The organism is Yinghuangia aomiensis, from assembly GCF_039542225.1.
Lineage (GTDB): Bacteria > Actinomycetota > Actinomycetes > Streptomycetales > Streptomycetaceae > Yinghuangia > Yinghuangia aomiensis.
This window is the reverse complement of record NZ_BAABHS010000007.1, coordinates 133,141-148,284: the sequence shown is the minus strand read 5'-3', so window position 1 is coordinate 148,284 and position 15,144 is coordinate 133,141. Positions and strand designations below refer to the sequence as shown.

Here is a 15,144-nt window from a genome sequence, read left to right as displayed (position 1 = left end):
GAGTACGGCATACGGCGGATACGGGAACGGGCGTGGGGTGGGGAATCTCACGCCGCGCCCGTCGCCTTTTTTCGGTTATTCGCCCAGCACACGCCGCAAGTAGGCGTTGCCGAACCGGCGTTCGGGGTCGACGCGGTCGCGCAGCGTGCGGAAGTCCGCGAAGTGCGGGTACACGTCGGCGAAGTACTCCGCGTCGCGGGTGTGCAGCTTGCCCCAGTGCGGACGCCCTTGGTGCGCGGTCATGATGCGCTCGACGGCGGTGAAGTACCGCTCGTGCGCGGTGCCGCGGTACATGTGCACGGCGATGTACGCGCTGTCGCGCTCGCTCGCGGTCGACAGCCACATGTCGTCGCCCGGTGCGATGCGGACCTCGACCGGGAACGACACCTTGTCGTCGCCGTCGGCGACGAGCTTGTGGACCTCGCGCAGTGCGGAGGTGAGGGCCTCGCGCGGGATCGCGTACTCCATTTCGACGAACCGGACGCGGCGCGGGCTGGTGAAGACCTTGTACGACGCGTCCGTGTAGGTGCGCGCGGACAGGGCCTTGCTGGACAGCTTGGCGATCGTCGGGATCGCCTTCGGTGCGGCCTTGCCGAGCCGGCAGGCGAGGCCGAAGACGCCGTTGGACAGGATTTCGTCGTCGAGCAGGAACCGGGCCTTGGACAGCGGCTTGGCCGGGCCTTCGGTGCGGTTGTTGCGCTTGACGTTGCAGCTGTCGGTGTGCGGGAACCAGTAGAACTCGAAGTGGTCGTTGTCCGCGCACAGCTCGTCGAAGCCGCCGAGGACCGCGTCGAGCGTCATCGGCTCCTCGCGGGCTTCGAGGAGGAACGCCGGTTCGACGGCGAAGGTGAGCGCCGTGACGATGCCGAGGGCGCCGAGGCCGACCCGGGCGCCCGCGAACAGTTCGGCGTTCTCGGTGGCCGAGCAGGTGACGATCTCGCCGTCGGCGAGCACCATTTCGAGGCCCCGGATCTGCCCGGACAAGGCGCCCGACGCGCGGCCGGTGCCGTGTGTGCCGGTGCCGGTCGCGCCGGCCAGGCTCTGCACCGCGATGTCGCCCATGTTGGTGAGCGCGAGGCCGTGCCCGGCGAGCACGTCGTTGAAGCGCTCCAGGCGCATGCCGGAGCCGACCGTGACGGTGCCCGCCTCGGCGTCCACGCCCCGGATCTCGGTGAGGCCCTCGGGCCGTATCTGCACGCCGTCCGTGACCGCCACCGAGGTGAACGAGTGCCCGGCCCCGACCGCCTTGACCCGCATGCCCTCGGACGCCGCGCGGCGCACCGCCGCCGAGACCTCCTCGGGCGAGCGCGGGGTGACCACGCGCCGGGGATGGGCGGTCTGGTTCCCGGCCCAGTTCTTCCAGGGCAGGGGCGGCGTGCTGCTCAAGAGGTCCTCCAGGAAGCGGAGGCGGCCCGGCGGCCGCGGACATGGGTGCGGCGGGAGCCCCCGGCGGTGGGATGTCCGGACATTACCCGCCGGTCACCATGTGCGGGAAGGCCCGGCGGTGCGGCAGGGTCCGGGCCGTCTCCCGGCGCGCGGCGTGCCGCGGGCCGTGCGGGCCGTGGACGCCGCCCGGCAGGTGCGAGGATCTGACCCATGCACTCCGCAGCGCCCTTCGACGCCCTTCTCCTGCTCTCGTTCGGCGGCCCCGAGGGCCCGGACGACGTGATCCCGTTCCTGCGGAACGTGACCCGCGGGCGCGGTGTGCCGCCCGAGCGGCTGGCCGAGGCGGGTGCGCATTACCGGTTGTTCGGTGGGGTCAGCCCGATCAACGGGCAGAACCGGGAGCTGATCGCGGCGATCGAGAAGGACTTCGCCGACGCCGGGGTCGGGCTGCCCGTGTACTGGGGGAACCGCAACTGGCAGCCGTACCTCGGCGACACGCTCCGGCGGATGGCCGACGACGGGGTGCGGCGCGCGGCGGTCCTGGTGACCAGCGCGTACGCCTCGTACTCGGGCTGCGGGCAGTACCACGAGAACCTGCTGGCCGCGCGGGCCGAAACCGGTGCGGAGGCGCCGGTGCTGGACAAGCTGCGGCATTACTACAACCATCCCGGCTTCGTCGAACCCCTGGTCGACCACACGGTGGCCGCGTTCGACGACCTGCCCGCGGGGGTGCGGGCGGACGCGCGGCTGGTGATGACCACGCACTCGATCCCGGTCGCGACGGCGGAGACCGCGGGGCCGGAGGGCGGCGCGTACGTCGCCCAGCACCGCGAGACCGCGCGGCTGGTCGCCGAAGGCGTCGCGCGTGCGCTCGGCCGGGAGCACGCGTGGGACCTCGTCTACCAGAGCCGCAGCGGCCCGCCGCACTTGCCGTGGCTCGAGCCGGACGTCAACGACCACCTGGCACGGCTCAAGGCCGACGGGGTGCCCGCCGCGGTGCTCGTGCCGATCGGGTTCGTGTCGGACCACATGGAGGTCGTCTACGACCTGGACGTGCAGGCCGCCGAGACCGCCGCGACGCTCGGCCTTCCGGTGGCGCGGGCCGCGACGACCGGCGCGGACCCCCGGTTCGCCGCCGCGGTGCGCGACCTGGTGCTGGAGCGCGCGGCCGCACTGCGCGGCGAGTCGCCGGACCGCCGCGTGCTGGGGGCGCTGGGCCCGAGCCACGACGTGTGCCCGCTCGGCTGCTGCCCCGACCCGCGCGGCCGCGGCGCGGGTCTGCGCGGCGCGGCCTTGGAGGCTGTGCCGCCGCTGTCGTCGTAATCCCGGCGGCGGCCGGGCCGACGCCACCCCGAGCGGAGGCCCGCCCGGCCTGTCGCGCGGGTCTCCGGGGCGGCTGACAGGATGGCCGGGTGACCACGAACATCCACGGCGACACCGCCGACCTGCTCGAACTTGCGCTGGAAGCCGCCCGGCTCGCCGGGGGGATGCTCACCGTCGACCGGCCCGCGGACCTCGGTGTCGCGGCGACCAAGAGCAGCCCGACCGACGTCGTCACCGAAATGGACACCCGCGCCGAGAAACTGATCGTCGAGTTCCTGCGCGCCCGCCGGCCGCACGACGGCTTCCTCGGCGAGGAGGGCGCGGGGGAAGCCGGTGAGAGCGGCGTGCGGTGGGTGATCGACCCGATCGACGGCACGGTCAACTACCTGTACGGGCTGCCCGGCTGGTGCGTGTCGATCGCGGCCGAGGACGAGCACGGCGGGATCGTCGGCGTGGTCGAGGTGCCCACGTTCGGCGAGACGTTCCACGCGGTGCGCGGTGGCGGTGCATTCCGCAACGGGGCGCCGATCCGGGCCGCTGCGCCGGTGCCGCTGGACCGGGCGCTGGTGGCGACCGGGTTCGGCTACACGGCCGAACGGCGCACCCGGCAGGCCGCCGTGGTGGCGGAACTGCTGCCCGGCATCCGGGACATCCGCCGGTTCGGTTCGGCGGCGGCGGACCTGTGCGCGGTGGCGTGCGGGTGGGTGAACGCGTACTACGAGCGCGGCCTGAACCCGTGGGACCTGGCCGCGGGCGCGGTCATCGCGAGCGAGGCGGGTGCGGAGGTGGCGCAGATCCGCGCCGAGGACGACGGCAGCAACGTGGTGGTCGCGGCGGCGGCGACGCTGCACGGCGAACTGGTCGCGGTGCTGGAGCGGCTGGGCGCCTGACCCGGAGGCTCCGCGCCCGGCCCGCCGGCTCCGCATCCGCCGCACTGGAGCCGGGTCCGAGCTGTTCGGAGACGCAAGAAACCCCCGGCCGATGCGCCGCGCGCCGGTCGGGGGTCCTGTGGTCTGCCGTGTGTGCCGTCTGTGCCGTGTCGACTGTCCGTTGCGCTCCGGCCCCGCCCCCAGGGTCGCCGTGGTCGCGGTGTCAGGCGCGTTCGGGCAGTACTTGTACGCCATGGTCCGAAGCCATGCGTACCAGGTCTTGCAGCTCCTCCTGCTGAACCTCCACGAGGAAGTCGTCCCCCGTGTCGAAGGCCTGCTTGAGGGTCTGTTCGGTTTCGCGTATGCGACGCAGCACGTCAGCGGTGAACTCGTCCATGAGGGGCCCCAAGTGACTCGAATGGTCGCCGGTTTGGGTTGTCCTACCCCTCGAGATCGGCCGCGAAAACCGCGACGCCACTTGGCAGTGTGACACTTGTCGCACCGATGGGCGGATCATTACGGAAGGTACCGCAGCGAAATCGGCAATCCGGACCCGGGGCGCCGTCGGAGGTGCGCTTACCGACGCTTTACCGGCGGCCGGGGCAAGATGGAGTCACCGTCGGCGCCGTCCCTCGAGGCAGGGCGGGCAGTCCGGCCGCGGACGGCGCCCGACGGTCCAAGCGTTTGCAGCGGTGCTGCATGCGGGTTCGACAGTGGTTCGTGCGGAAGGACATCAGCGGTGCGGGTTCTCGTCGTCGAAGACGAGCAGTTGCTGGCGGACGCGGTCGCGACGGGGCTGCGCCGCGAGGCGATGGCCGTCGACGTCGTGTACGACGGCGAGGCCGCCCTGGAGCGGGTCGCCGTCAACGACTACGACGTGGTGGTGCTCGACCGCGACCTGCCGCTCGTGCACGGCGACGACGTGTGCCGGGCGGTCATCGACACCGGCCTGCCCACGCGCATCCTCATGCTGACCGCGTCCGCCGACGTCAGCGACCGGGTCGAAGGTCTGGAGCTGGGCGCCGACGACTACCTCCCCAAGCCCTTCGCGTTCAGCGAACTCATCGCCCGGGTGCGGGCGTTGGGCCGCCGTGCGGTCACCGCGCTGCCGCCGGTGCTGGAGCGGGCCGGGATCCGGCTCGACCCCAACCGCCGCGAGGTCGCGCGCAACGGGAGCCCGGTGCACCTGTCGCCGAAGGAGTTCGCCGTCCTCGAAGTGCTCATGCGCGCGGACGGCTCGGTGGTGTCCGCCGAGCAGATGCTCGAGAAGGCGTGGGACGAGAACACCGATCCGTTCACCAACGTGGTGCGCGTCACGGTCATGACGCTGCGCCGCAAACTCGGCGAACCCGCCGTGATCATGACCGTTCCGGGGGCCGGATACCGCATCGGCGACGAGGCGTGAACGACAAACCCCAGGCCAAGCCCCCGTCCTCGGGGGCGGCGCCGCTGCGCCCGCAGCACCCGCCCCGTCCCAGCCGCCCGCCGCGTCCCGGCGCGCCGCCCAAGCCCGCCAAGGAGCCCAGCGCCCGCAAGCTCGTGCTGGGCCTCGACCCGGGCGACGGCGGTACCTACCACTCGCGGCTCAGCTACGCCCCGGACTGGCTGCGGCCTTCCATCCGGATGCGCCTGACCGCGCTGTACGGCGGCATGTTCCTGATCGCGGGCGTGCTGCTGCTGGGCAGCGTCTACCTGCTGGTCGGGCAGAACCTGTCCGACCAGAAGCCGCCGGACATCCGGTTCAACAGCGACGTGGTGATCCGCGACGCGGCCGGCCAGGTGATCTCGCCCGACGCGTTCAACCGCATGCTGGAGGCCCGCCAGGGCAACCAGCGCGACCTGGTGCTGCACTCGCTGCTCCAGCAGTCGCTGCTGGCGCTCGTGCTGCTGTCCGTCATCGCGTTCGGCTTCGGCTACGTCATGGCAGGCCGTGTGCTGAGCCCCCTCGGCCGCATCACCGCCGCCGCGCGCGCGGTCGCCGGCAGCGGCGGCTCCGGGCTGCACCGGCGCATCGACCTGGACGGCCCCGACGACGAACTCAAGGAACTCGCGGACACGTTCGACGAGATGCTGGAACGCCTCGACCGGGCGTTCGACTCGCAGCGCAAGTTCGTCGCCAACGCCTCCCACGAACTGCGCACCCCGCTCGCCATCAACCGCACCCTGCTGGAGGTGGCTCTCGGCGACCCCGAAGTGCCGCCCCAGCTGCGCGAGCTCGGCGACAAGCTGCTCACCACCAACGAGCGCAGCGAGCGCCTCATCGAGGGCCTGCTGCTGCTCGCCCGCAGCGAGAACGAACTGACCGACCCCAAGCCCGTCGACCTCTCCGAGGTCGCCGGACGCACCATCGAACAGCTCGCCGGCGAAGCGGGCGACCGCGACGTCGAACTGCGCGGCGATTTCGAACCCGCCTGGGTGTCCGGCAACCTCGTGCTCCTCGAACGCGTCGCGCTGAACCTCGCGCAGAACGCCGTCCGCTACAACACGCCGGGCGGCTGGGTCGAGATGTCCACGTCCACGGTCGACGGCACCGCGCTGCTCACCGTGGCGAACAGCGGCCCCGCGGTGCCGCCGGAGAACGTCGAGTCGCTGTTCGAGCCGTTCCGGCGGCTGCGCGGCGACCGCACCGAGTCCGACAAGGGCGTCGGCCTCGGCCTGTCCATCGTGCGCTCGGTGGCGCGCGCGCACGGCGGCTGGATCGAGGCGGAGGCGCGCGAGGAGGGCGGGCTGATCGTCCGCGTCGGTTTCCCGGCCCCGGCCAAATAGGACGCGCACGGTCTTCGAACAAGCCTCGAACAGGGCTTGAGATATGCCGCGAATCGGTCGCCGAGCGTAGCGGCGGCTTCACCCTGACGACGTACTACGACGTACCTGACCAGGCCGGTTGCCCGCAGGGCCCGGGACAACCTACGGTGTCGTAAGTTACGACAGCGTAGGAACGCGCTGTGCGCCGGAGCCGCGAGCGGTCCGGGGCTTGCCGAGCGGGTGGGGACGTGCCGGCAAGCACCCGAACCGGAGGGGCGGCGGCCGACGCAGCTTGGTACCCGTGTTGTCGCTGCGTCCGTGTGCCGCGTACCCACCGCCGCCGCCCGTCCCATCCCGCTTGGAGTCGCCGTGACCCTGACCGCCCCCGAACCGACCGGTATCGACCTGCTGAGCGAACTCGAACAGGTGGTCGCCGTCGAACTCGACCGGCACCTGGGCATCGCCAAGGAGTGGTTCCCGCACGAGTACGTGCCGTGGTCGCGCGGCCGCGACTTCGACGGCCTGATGGGTGGCGAGGCGTGGCGTCCCGAGGAGTCCGGGCTGACCGACGTGGGGCGGATCTCGCTCACCCTCAACCTGCTCACCGAGGACAACCTCCCGAGCTACCACTTCGAGATCGCCAACATGTTCGGCCGGGACGGCGCGTGGGGCACCTGGGTGCACCGCTGGACTGCCGAGGAAGGCCGCCACGGCATCGCGATCCGCGACTACCTGATGGCCGCCCGCGCGGTCGACCCGGTGGCGCTGGAGCGGTCCCGCATGGAGCACATGGAGAACGGCTACCAGGGCGACCACCTCGGCAACCCGCTGCACGTCGTCGCCTACGTGACGTTCCAGGAACTCGCCACGCGCGTCTCGCACCGCAACTCCGGCCGCGAATGCGGCGACCCGCTCGCCGAGCAGCTCCTGTCGCGGATCGCCACCGACGAGAACCTGCACATGGTCTTCTACCGGAACCTGCTCAAGTCGGCGTTCGAGCTGGCGCCCGACCAGGCCATGCGCGCGGTCACCGACATGATCACCGGCTTCCGGATGCCCGGCCACGGCATGACGGGCTTCGAGCGGGCCTCGCTGAAGATGGCGGTCGGCGGCGTCTACAACCTGCGCATCCACCTCGACGACGTGCTGCAGCCGGTGCTGCGCAACCTCAAGGTCATGGAGCGCACCGGCTTCGGCCCGGCGGGCGAGCAGGCCCGCGACGAGCTGGGCGTGTTCCTGGCGCTGCTGGAGGACAAGGCCGCGCAGTTCGACGAGCGGCTCGCCGCCCGCAAGGCGCGCGAGGCGGCGCGGCGCGCCTGACCCCGGCACCGCAGCCACGACACGGGACGGGCCCGGCCGCTTTCCCGGCGGCCGGGCCCGTCCCGTGTGGGTCGTGCGGACTGGTTCAGTTCCCCGTCCCCCACGCGTCCTTCACCGACACCTTCCCGCCGGTGCGCAGCACCGCGCCCTCGTACATCCGGGCCGCGGCCGCCATCAGGCCGACCAGCGCCAGGCCCGCCAGGCCCGCCGCGACGAGGTTCTGCCACACCGCCAGGTCGCCGCTCGCGGTCAGCATCGGCTGGAGCATCGCGGAGAACGGCGGGACGTAGGCCAGCACGGTCGCGAGGGTGCCGCCGTTCTGCCCGAACGAGATCGCGATGAAGAACGATGCGATCAGCAGCGTCGACATCGGCGTGATGACGTTCTGCAGGTCCTCCATGCGCGACACCCGCGACGCGGCGGCGGCGAACATGCACGCGTAGAGCGCGTAGCCGATGACGAACCACACCACGACCAGCGCCGCCGGATAGACCATGGCCGAGTTGAGGTCGATCGTGCCGAAGGCCTTGGCCGCGGTGAGGCCCACGGCGGCCGTCAGCGCCATCTGGAGCAGCCCGAGCAGGCCGATGCCGATCACCTTGCCGGTAAGCAGCGCGCGGGCCGGGACGGCGGCCAGGAGGATCTCCACGATGCGGCTGGACTTCTCCTCCACCACGCCGTTGGCGACCCACATGCAGAAGAGCATGAGCATGCCGTAGAGCATGATCGTGCCGAGGATCGCGACGCCCTTGCGCTGGTTGCGTTCGTCGGCGTCCTTGTCGAGGGTCGTCTTCTCCAGCGGCGCCACCTGGACGGCGCGGTCGACGGCGGCCGTGTCGATGCCCTGGGCGGCCAGGCGCGCGTCGCGTTCGACGGTCGCGTAGGCGCTCTGCAGGACCGCGGCGAGCTTGTCGGACAGGTCGCGGTGCACGACGATGTGCCCGTCGGCGACGTAGGCGTCCAGGTCGCCGTCGCGCACGGCTTTCTCGGCCGCCGCGGCGTCCGGGAACGTCTTGACCGCGACCTCGACGTCGAGCAGCTTGGCCTGCACCGGCGCGAGCCGGCTGAGCGGCTGCTGCGCGGGCCCGGGGCCGAAGGCGACGTCGAAGTCGTCGCTGCCGCCCTTGGAGGCCATCGCGGGAATGGCGACCGCGGCGAGCAGGATCACCAGCATCACCGCGACGGAGACGAGGAAGCCGCGGTCCCGGATGCGCTCGGTGAACTCGCGGCGCGCGACCAGCCGCACAGCTGTCCGGAAGGGCGCCTGGCCGCCTGCGGGAGGCGCCGTGGGGGTGCCGGTGCCGGCGCTCATACCGTGGCCTCCCGGAGGCTCGCTGCGGTCCGTTCTGCGGGGACTCCGGGCCGCTCGGCGACGACCTCCCGGAACAGTTCGGCCAGGGACGGGGCGACCGGCGCGAACACGCGGACCCGACCGGCCTCGCGCGCGGCGTCGAGCAGTGCCTGCTCGCTCACGCCGTCGCCGAGTTCCACGAGGGTGCCGTCCGCGTCGTCGGCGAGCACCCGCACGCCCGGCACGCGCTCGGCCCAGCCGGTGTCCGGGCCCGCCGTGTCGACGGCGACGCGGTAGCGCACCGCCCGGTTGTCGCCGCGCAGTTCGCGCACCGTGCCGACGGCGTGCATGCGGCCGTCCTTGATGATTCCGACCGCGTCGCACAGGCGCTCGACCAGGTCGAGCTGGTGGCTGGAGAACACCACGGAGACGCCCTGCTCGACCCGGCTGCGCAGGGCCTGCGCCATGACGTCGACACCGACCGGGTCGAGGCCGGAGAACGGCTCGTCGAGGACCAGCAGCTCCGGCTCGTGCACGAGGGCGGCGGCGAGCTGGACACGCTGCTGGTTGCCCAGCGACAGGGTCTCCAGCCGGTCCTCCGGCTTGCCGGACACCCCGAGGCGGTCCAGCCACGCGGCGGCCGAGCGGCGGGCGTCGGCGCGCGCCATGCCGTGCAGCTCGGCGAAGTAGGCGAGCTGGTCGAGGATGCGCATCTTGGCGTAGAGGCCGCGCTCCTCCGGCATGTAGCCCCAGCGGCGGCGCACCGCCGCGTCGGCCGGGCGGCCCTGCCAGCGCACCTCGCCCGCGTCGGGGGCGAGCACGCCGAGGGCGATGCGCATCGTGGTGGTCTTGCCGGCGCCGTTGGTGCCGACGAAGCCGAACATCTGCCCGGGCGCGACGGAGAACGACAGCCCGCGCAACACGGTCTTGTCGCCGAAGCGTTTCGCGAGTCGGTCGAGTTCCAGCACGGTGCTCCTTCGGGCGGCCGGGGACTGGGGGGCTGCGGATATCCGCGGGATTGCGGATATCCGGGTGGCTGTGGAGGCCAGGGGGACCAGAGGGCCGGGAGTCAGTCGATCCGCCGCAGTTGCTGTTTGAATCGGCGGCCATTCTCCACATACAGCGCGACTGCGGCGTCGAATGCGCCGGGCTTGACCGTGTCGGCGCGCATTTTGGCCGGAACGCCGAGCGCCGTCGCATAGGACGGCACCTCGACGCCGTTGCCCACGAATGCGCCCGAGCCGACCAGCGCGCCGCTCCGCACCACGGCCCGGTGCAGCACGATCGCGCCGTTGCCGACCAGGCAGTCGTCCTCGATCGTGCACCCTTCCAGGTGCACCAGGTGTCCGACGACGCAGCGGTTTCCGACCTTTGTGACCAGTCCCGCACTGACATGGAGGACCGAGCCGTCCTGGATCGAGGTACTCTCCCCGACGACAATCCGGCCGTAGTCGGCCCGGAGGACCGCGGACGGCCAGATCGTGGAGCCGGCGCCGATTTCGACGCTGCCGATCACCACCGCGTCCGGATGTACATAGGCATCCGGGTGCACGACGGGTACTTGTTCACCAAGCGCGTAGACCGTCACGATTCCTCCTGGTTCCCGGCGCATCCGGGGCGTTACAGTGGGCCACCATCCAACCAAGTCACCTCTTCGGGGGTTCGGTTGGGTGTCGATTGAGTAACAAGCCTTGCTATGAGGCAGAATCTGCGCCTCAGGTCGGGCACAAACTCCGGCCCCTTATGCGTTACGTGCGCTGAAGGCAGCGTCCACGGGCGCATAGGCAAGCAGATCCACCCGGAGGGGGAGAGGTATGGCGACTGATTACGACACTCCACGGAAGACCGATGACGACGTCAACGAGGACAGCATCGAGGAGCTGAAGGCTCGGCGCGTCGACAAGTCGGCCAGTGCGGTCGACGTCGACGAGTTCGACCAGGCCGAAGGCCTGGAGCTGCCCGGCGCGGACCTCTCGAACGAAGAGCTGTCCGTGCGGGTGCTGCCCCGGCAAGCCGACGAGTTCACCTGCTCGCGCTGCTTCCTGGTGCACCACCGCAGCCAGCTGGCCAAGGAGAAGGACGGCCAGACGATCTGCGTCGACTGCGCCTGACGCCGCATCCTGGCCGGCCCGGGCAGCCCCCGGGACGACGGAACCGTCCAGGATCGATCATCGGCAAGCGGAACCCTGCGCACGCGACCGGGTCCTGGCAGGAGCGGACCGCCCCTGCCGATGATCGAACCGGACCGATCCGGCACCCGCCGGCGGCGGCGACGCCCGCCCCACCGGCACCGCCGCGGCACCCCCGGAAACGGGGGACCCGCGGATCTGCGACACACCCGAAACCCCATGAACGGCCGGCATCCCGCCGGAGAATTCCGGAGCGTCCGCCGCACCCCCGGCGGGCGTTCTCGCACGTCGGCACCCGGAAGCGCTCCGCGTGCGCGCCGGAGTCCGCACGGCGCACGGGCGGTGCGTCGGAGCACCGCCGGAGCACCACCGGAGCACCGGCGGCGCGCAGAGGCGTGCGGCTCAGCCCTGCGCGGCGCGGCGTCGGACCGCGGCGAGCACCTCGACGACGCGCGCCGGGTTCCGCGACGACACGTACAGGTACGGCGTCGGGTCGTCCGGGTCCACGACGTCGATGCGCACCGCCGTCGGGATGTAGCTGCGCAGCAGCATGAACGCGCGCGGGTCGGCGCCTTCCATGCGCAGTGCGCGGGCTTCCTCGGCGTCCAGCGCCCGGGCCTCGCCGAGCGCGTCGAGCGGCAGCGCCGCCTTGCCCACGTGCAGCTCCGTGCCGGTGATCCGGACCCGCGCCGACCCGTAGCGGGTCACCATCACGCCGGTCAGGACCGCGCCGACCAGCACCGCGACCCCCGCCGCGGCCGGGCCGAGCGGGAGGACCATCAGCCCGCACACGAAACCCGCACCGGCGACCAGGCCCCACCACGACGCGGGGACCGACAGCTGCTCGTTATACGCCTGCATGGCACAAGCCTGACACCTCCGCGGCGTGGCCCGTACCAGGGGGTGCCGCCCGGCGTGCCGACCCGCGCCGACCCGTGCCCGGCCCCGGCGGGCCGCGGTCAGCGGGACTGGCGCTGCGTCACCCGGTCCAGGAGCCGCGCCACGCGCCGCGGCGGCTTGCGCAGGCCGGTGGCGACGCCCTTGGCGTAGTCCGACACCGTGCGCGGCGCGACCGCGTCGAGGAACGCGCCGGCCTTCGCGTCCGAGCCGACCAGGTAGCGCGCCCGCGGGCGCGGGGTCAGCAGCGCGTGCCGGACGGCCTGGGCCACCGGCATCGGGTCGGGCAGCGCGGCGGCGCGGCGCAGCACGTCGTCGGCGACCTCGTAGGACTCCGCGTACGCCGAGTTCTTGCGCGGCGGCAGCCGGTTCAGGCTGCGCTCCCAGATGTCCGTGCCGAAACTGCCCGGTTCGATCAGCACGACCTTCACACCGAACTGCGCGACCTCGATGCGCAGCGCGTCGGACATCGCGGCCAGGCCCTGCTTGCTCGCGCAGTACCAGCCCAGGAACGGCGCCGAGACGCGCCCGGACACCGACGAGATGTTGACGATGCGGCCGCTGCGCCGCTGCCGCATCTGCGGCAGCACCAGGCGGGCGATCCGGGCGGGGGCGACGAGGTTGGTCTCCAACTGCAGCCGCACCTGGTCGTCCTCGACGTCCTCCACGGCGCCGGGCTGCGCCATGCCGGCGTTGTTGACGACCGCCCACGGGCCGCCGCCGGTCATCGTGGCGATCTCGGTGAAGGCCCGGACGGTGGACGTCGCATCGCACACGTCCAAGAGCACCGTGCGCACGCCCAGCCCGTCCCGCTCGGCCGCTTCGCGCAGCGCCTGGGCCCTGTCCTCGCTGCGTGCGGTGCCGATCACGTCGAGTCCGGCGCGGGCCAGTTCGAGGGCGGTGGCCAGGCCGATGCCGCTCGTCGCGCCGGTGACGACGACGCTCTTGGTCATGTCCGTCCTTCCGTCCGCCCGGCAGCTGCCACGCCGGGCCCGGGGAAGACCGTAGTGGGGTTCGGTGTGCGAGAACCAACCTTCCCGTGCGTCACTTCTGGTCACCGGCGGCACGCCGGACGGCCGAAACCGGCCTCGGGGACCGTCCGGGGCCGGGCCGCGGACGGGCCCGGTGGCGACCCGCACCCCCGGCGCGCGTGCGGGTGCACGCGGGATACCGGCGAAGAGGCACTAATCTCCTCCGGGTGAGTCGACCTACATCCCTGACCCCGCCGCCGGACGTCAAGGCGCCGGATCCGCATCCGAGCGCGCCGCCCCCCGGGACCGAGCTGGGCGAGCACTACGACGGCTGCTTCGGCTGCGGCGAGGAGCAGGAGAACGGCCTGCGGCTGCGTACCCGGGTCGGCGAGGGTGTCAGCGTGGACACCGAGTTCGTGGTCGGCCCGGGCCACCAGGGTGCCCCGGGACTGGCCCACGGCGGCCTGCTGACCTGCGCGTTCGACGAGGCGCTCGGCATGCTGGGCTTCCTGTTGCACACGCCCGCGGTGACCGCCCGGCTGGAGACCGACTTCCGGCGCCCGGTGCCGGTCGGCTCGACGCTGTACATCCACGCGTGGTGCGCCGGCGTGGACGGCCGCAAGATCTACGCGAAGGCCGTCGGCCGGCTCGATGCGCTGGACGGGCCGGTCGCCGTCGAGGCGTCGGCGCTGTTCCTGTCGGTCGGCTTCGAGCACTTCGTCGAGCACGGCCGTCCCGAGGAAGTCCGCCGCGCGATGGAAAACCCGGACGTTCTCAAGGCCGCGCGCGCTTTCGAGGTGAACCCGTGAACGCTCCCGTCGACATCCTCGTGCACCGGCTCGACCCCGAGCTGCCGCTTCCGTCGTACGCGCATCCCGGCGACGCGGGCGCCGACCTGGTGACCGCGGTGGACGCCGAGATCGGCCCCGGCGAGCGCGCCGTGCTGCCGACCGGGGTGGCCATTGCGTTGCCGGACGGTTACGCCGCGTTCGTGCATCCGCGATCCGGACTCGCGGCGCGTTGCGGGGTGTCGCTGGTGAACACTCCGGGCACGATCGATGCGGGATACCGTGGCGAGATCAGGGTCATCGTGGTGAACCACGATCTGCGCGACAGTGTCGCGTTCCGCCGCGGTGACCGGATTGCCCAGCTCGTGGTGCAACGCGTCGAGCGGGCGAGGTTCCACGAGGTCGGCGTGCTGCCGGGATCGGACCGGGCCGACGGAGGCTTCGGATCGACCGGGGGACACGGCGTCCTGGTGGGGAACGGCAGTGGTACCGGCAGTAAGACGGTTACTGGCAGTGACACAGTGCAAGACTCGGCTTCCGACAGGGAAGGGATCTGACGTGTTCCGACGTCGCCGACACAACGAAGAAGCCGACCAGCCCGTCGAGGAGATCGACGACCTCGACGAGCTTGCCGAGGACGCGGACGACGACGATGAGGCGCCGGCCGCCGTCGAGGACGAGATGAACCGGGTGCTGCCGCCCGCGCCGCGCCCGGACGGCCCCTGGGACGTCGACGAGCTGGACGAGCCCGAGGAGGGCCGCATCGACCTCGGCGGCCTCCTGGTGCCCGCCTCGGAAGGGATGGAGCTGCGCGTCGAGGTCTCCAACGACCTCATCATCGCGGCCACGGTGATCCTCGGGGACAGCGCGATCCAGCTGCAGGCGTTCGCGGCGCCGCGCAGCGAGGGCATCTGGCACGAGATCCGCAACGAGATCGCGGGCGGGATCACCCAGCAGGGCGGCATCGTCGACGAGCTGGACGGCGGCCTGGGCTGGGAGCTGCGCGCGCAGGTCCCGGTGCAGCTTCCGGACGGCACCCAAGGCGCGCAGCTGGTGCGCTTCGTGGGCTGCGACGGCCCGCGCTGGTTCCTGCGCGGCGTGGTGTCCGGGCGGGCCGCCGTCGACGCCGAGCAGGGCGCCGACCTGGAGCGGCTGTTCCGCGAGACCGTCGTGGTGCGCGGCGCGGACCCGATGGCGCCGCGCGACCCGATCCTGCTGCGCCTCCCGGACAACGCGCAGATCGACCCGGCCAGCGGGGTGGCGCCGGCCGCGGGCGAGGCGGCCGAGCCGCAGAGCCCGTACGCCGGCGACCTGAACCCGTTCTCGCGCGGCCCGGAGATCACCGAGGTGCGCTGACCCGGGTGCCCGGACGCGGGCGCGCCCGAGCGCGCCCGGAGACGTGTGCCGGAAGGGCCCGGACTCACT

General features: G+C 72.3%; 16 protein-coding genes. 9 read left to right on the top strand and 7 right to left on the bottom strand.

All coding sequences use genetic code 11. From position 1 onward, the window contains the following. Window positions 1-75 precede the first annotated feature (75 nt). Window positions 76-1,386, bottom strand: a complete 1,311-nt coding sequence (locus ABEA93_RS11700; protein WP_345675361.1) for a D-arabinono-1,4-lactone oxidase — start codon at window positions 1,384-1,386, stop codon at window positions 76-78. Window positions 1,387-1,596: 210 nt separating this feature from the next. Between ABEA93_RS11700 and ABEA93_RS11695 the strand changes: the two genes are divergently transcribed. Together ABEA93_RS11695 and ABEA93_RS11690 are read left to right on the top strand one after the other, a co-directional pair. Beyond that, complete coding sequence (locus tag ABEA93_RS11695; protein WP_345675360.1) at window positions 1,597-2,709, top strand: ferrochelatase; 1,113 nt, start codon at window positions 1,597-1,599, stop codon at window positions 2,707-2,709. A gap of 89 nt (window positions 2,710-2,798) precedes the next feature. Further along, on the top strand, window positions 2,799-3,599 hold the full coding sequence (locus ABEA93_RS11690) for an inositol monophosphatase family protein (RefSeq protein ID WP_345675359.1): 801 nt from the start codon (window positions 2,799-2,801) through the stop codon (window positions 3,597-3,599). Window positions 3,600-3,801: 202 nt separating this feature from the next. Here the strand turns inward: ABEA93_RS11690 and ABEA93_RS11685 are convergent, their stop codons facing one another. Further along, window positions 3,802-3,975, bottom strand: a complete 174-nt coding sequence (locus tag ABEA93_RS11685; protein WP_345675358.1) for a hypothetical protein — start codon at window positions 3,973-3,975, stop codon at window positions 3,802-3,804. Between the two features lie 342 nt (window positions 3,976-4,317). Here ABEA93_RS11685 and ABEA93_RS11680 point away from each other — a divergent pair, with 342 nt between their 5' ends. The 3 genes from ABEA93_RS11680 to ABEA93_RS11670 all read left to right on the top strand — a co-directional run bounded on the left by ABEA93_RS11680 (window position 4,318) and on the right by ABEA93_RS11670 (window position 7,643). After that, window positions 4,318-4,983: a response regulator transcription factor gene (locus ABEA93_RS11680; RefSeq protein ID WP_345675357.1), complete on the top strand. Its 666-nt coding sequence runs from the start codon at window positions 4,318-4,320 to the stop codon at window positions 4,981-4,983. A 44-nt stretch (window positions 4,984-5,027) separates the two neighbouring features. Beyond that, window positions 5,028-6,344: a sensor histidine kinase gene (locus ABEA93_RS11675; protein WP_345675519.1), complete on the top strand. Its 1,317-nt coding sequence runs from the start codon at window positions 5,028-5,030 to the stop codon at window positions 6,342-6,344. Between the two features lie 348 nt (window positions 6,345-6,692). Continuing rightward, the gene (locus tag ABEA93_RS11670; RefSeq protein WP_345675356.1) at window positions 6,693-7,643 is read left to right on the top strand and encodes an acyl-ACP desaturase; all 951 of its coding nucleotides are present in this window, start codon (window positions 6,693-6,695) and stop codon (window positions 7,641-7,643) included. 85 nt (window positions 7,644-7,728) lie between these two features. Here ABEA93_RS11670 and ABEA93_RS11665 read toward each other — a convergent pair whose 3' ends face one another. The 3 genes from ABEA93_RS11665 to ABEA93_RS11655 all read right to left on the bottom strand — a co-directional run bounded on the left by ABEA93_RS11665 (window position 7,729) and on the right by ABEA93_RS11655 (window position 10,522). Continuing rightward, the gene (locus ABEA93_RS11665; protein WP_345675355.1) at window positions 7,729-8,955 is read right to left on the bottom strand and encodes an ABC transporter permease; all 1,227 of its coding nucleotides are present in this window, start codon (window positions 8,953-8,955) and stop codon (window positions 7,729-7,731) included. Continuing rightward, window positions 8,952-9,902 (bottom strand): ABC transporter ATP-binding protein, encoded by a 951-nt coding sequence (locus tag ABEA93_RS11660; RefSeq protein ID WP_345675354.1) that lies wholly within the window; start codon window positions 9,900-9,902, stop codon window positions 8,952-8,954. Before ABEA93_RS11660 ends, ABEA93_RS11665 begins: the two co-directional genes overlap by 4 nt. Window positions 9,903-10,003: 101 nt before the next feature. After that, on the bottom strand, window positions 10,004-10,522 hold the full coding sequence (locus ABEA93_RS11655) for a gamma carbonic anhydrase family protein (RefSeq protein WP_345675353.1): 519 nt from the start codon (window positions 10,520-10,522) through the stop codon (window positions 10,004-10,006). Window positions 10,523-10,748: 226 nt separating this feature from the next. On the opposite strand from ABEA93_RS11655, the gene ABEA93_RS11650 reads away from it, so the two are divergent. Next, window positions 10,749-11,045 (top strand): DUF4193 domain-containing protein, encoded by a 297-nt coding sequence (locus ABEA93_RS11650; protein ID WP_345675352.1) that lies wholly within the window; start codon window positions 10,749-10,751, stop codon window positions 11,043-11,045. A gap of 420 nt (window positions 11,046-11,465) precedes the next feature. On the opposite strand, the gene ABEA93_RS11645 is transcribed toward ABEA93_RS11650, so the two are convergent. Continuing rightward, window positions 11,466-11,924, bottom strand: a complete 459-nt coding sequence (locus ABEA93_RS11645; RefSeq protein WP_345675351.1) for a DUF3093 domain-containing protein — start codon at window positions 11,922-11,924, stop codon at window positions 11,466-11,468. A gap of 98 nt (window positions 11,925-12,022) precedes the next feature. Further along, a complete protein-coding gene (locus tag ABEA93_RS11640; protein ID WP_345675350.1) occupies window positions 12,023-12,913 on the bottom strand; it encodes an SDR family oxidoreductase in 891 nt (296 codons plus the stop codon). Between the two features lie 245 nt (window positions 12,914-13,158). On the opposite strand from ABEA93_RS11640, the gene ABEA93_RS11635 reads away from it, so the two are divergent. The 3 genes from ABEA93_RS11635 to ABEA93_RS11625 are packed head-to-tail and all read left to right on the top strand — an operon-like array spanning window position 13,159 to window position 15,075. Beyond that, the gene (locus ABEA93_RS11635; protein ID WP_345675349.1) at window positions 13,159-13,740 is read left to right on the top strand and encodes a PaaI family thioesterase; all 582 of its coding nucleotides are present in this window, start codon (window positions 13,159-13,161) and stop codon (window positions 13,738-13,740) included. Further along, entirely contained in the window at window positions 13,737-14,276 is a 540-nt protein-coding gene (gene dut, locus ABEA93_RS11630; RefSeq protein WP_345675348.1) for a dUTP diphosphatase, read from the top strand. The genes ABEA93_RS11635 and dut overlap by 4 nt, the downstream gene beginning before the upstream one ends. A 1-nt stretch (window position 14,277) precedes the next feature. After that, window positions 14,278-15,075 carry a DUF3710 domain-containing protein gene (locus ABEA93_RS11625; RefSeq protein WP_345675347.1) on the top strand — a complete coding sequence of 266 codons (798 nt, stop codon included), beginning with the start codon at window positions 14,278-14,280 and terminating at the stop codon, window positions 15,073-15,075. Window positions 15,076-15,144: the final 69 nt, after the last annotated feature.

Excerpts from the sequence above, each read along its gene's own strand:
- ABEA93_RS11695 (WP_345675360.1), top strand. The coding sequence starts at position 1,597 with ATGCACTCCGCAGCGCCCTTCGACGCCCTTCTCCTGCTCTCGTTCGGC.
- ABEA93_RS11685 (WP_345675358.1), bottom strand. The coding sequence starts at position 3,975 with ATGGACGAGTTCACCGCTGACGTGCTGCGTCGCATACGCGAAACCGAA.
- ABEA93_RS11665 (WP_345675355.1), bottom strand. The coding sequence starts at position 8,955 with ATGAGCGCCGGCACCGGCACCCCCACGGCGCCTCCCGCAGGCGGCCAG.
- ABEA93_RS11650 (WP_345675352.1), top strand. The coding sequence starts at position 10,749 with ATGGCGACTGATTACGACACTCCACGGAAGACCGATGACGACGTCAAC.
- ABEA93_RS11645 (WP_345675351.1), bottom strand. The coding sequence starts at position 11,924 with ATGCAGGCGTATAACGAGCAGCTGTCGGTCCCCGCGTCGTGGTGGGGC.
- ABEA93_RS11640 (WP_345675350.1), bottom strand. The coding sequence starts at position 12,913 with ATGACCAAGAGCGTCGTCGTCACCGGCGCGACGAGCGGCATCGGCCTG.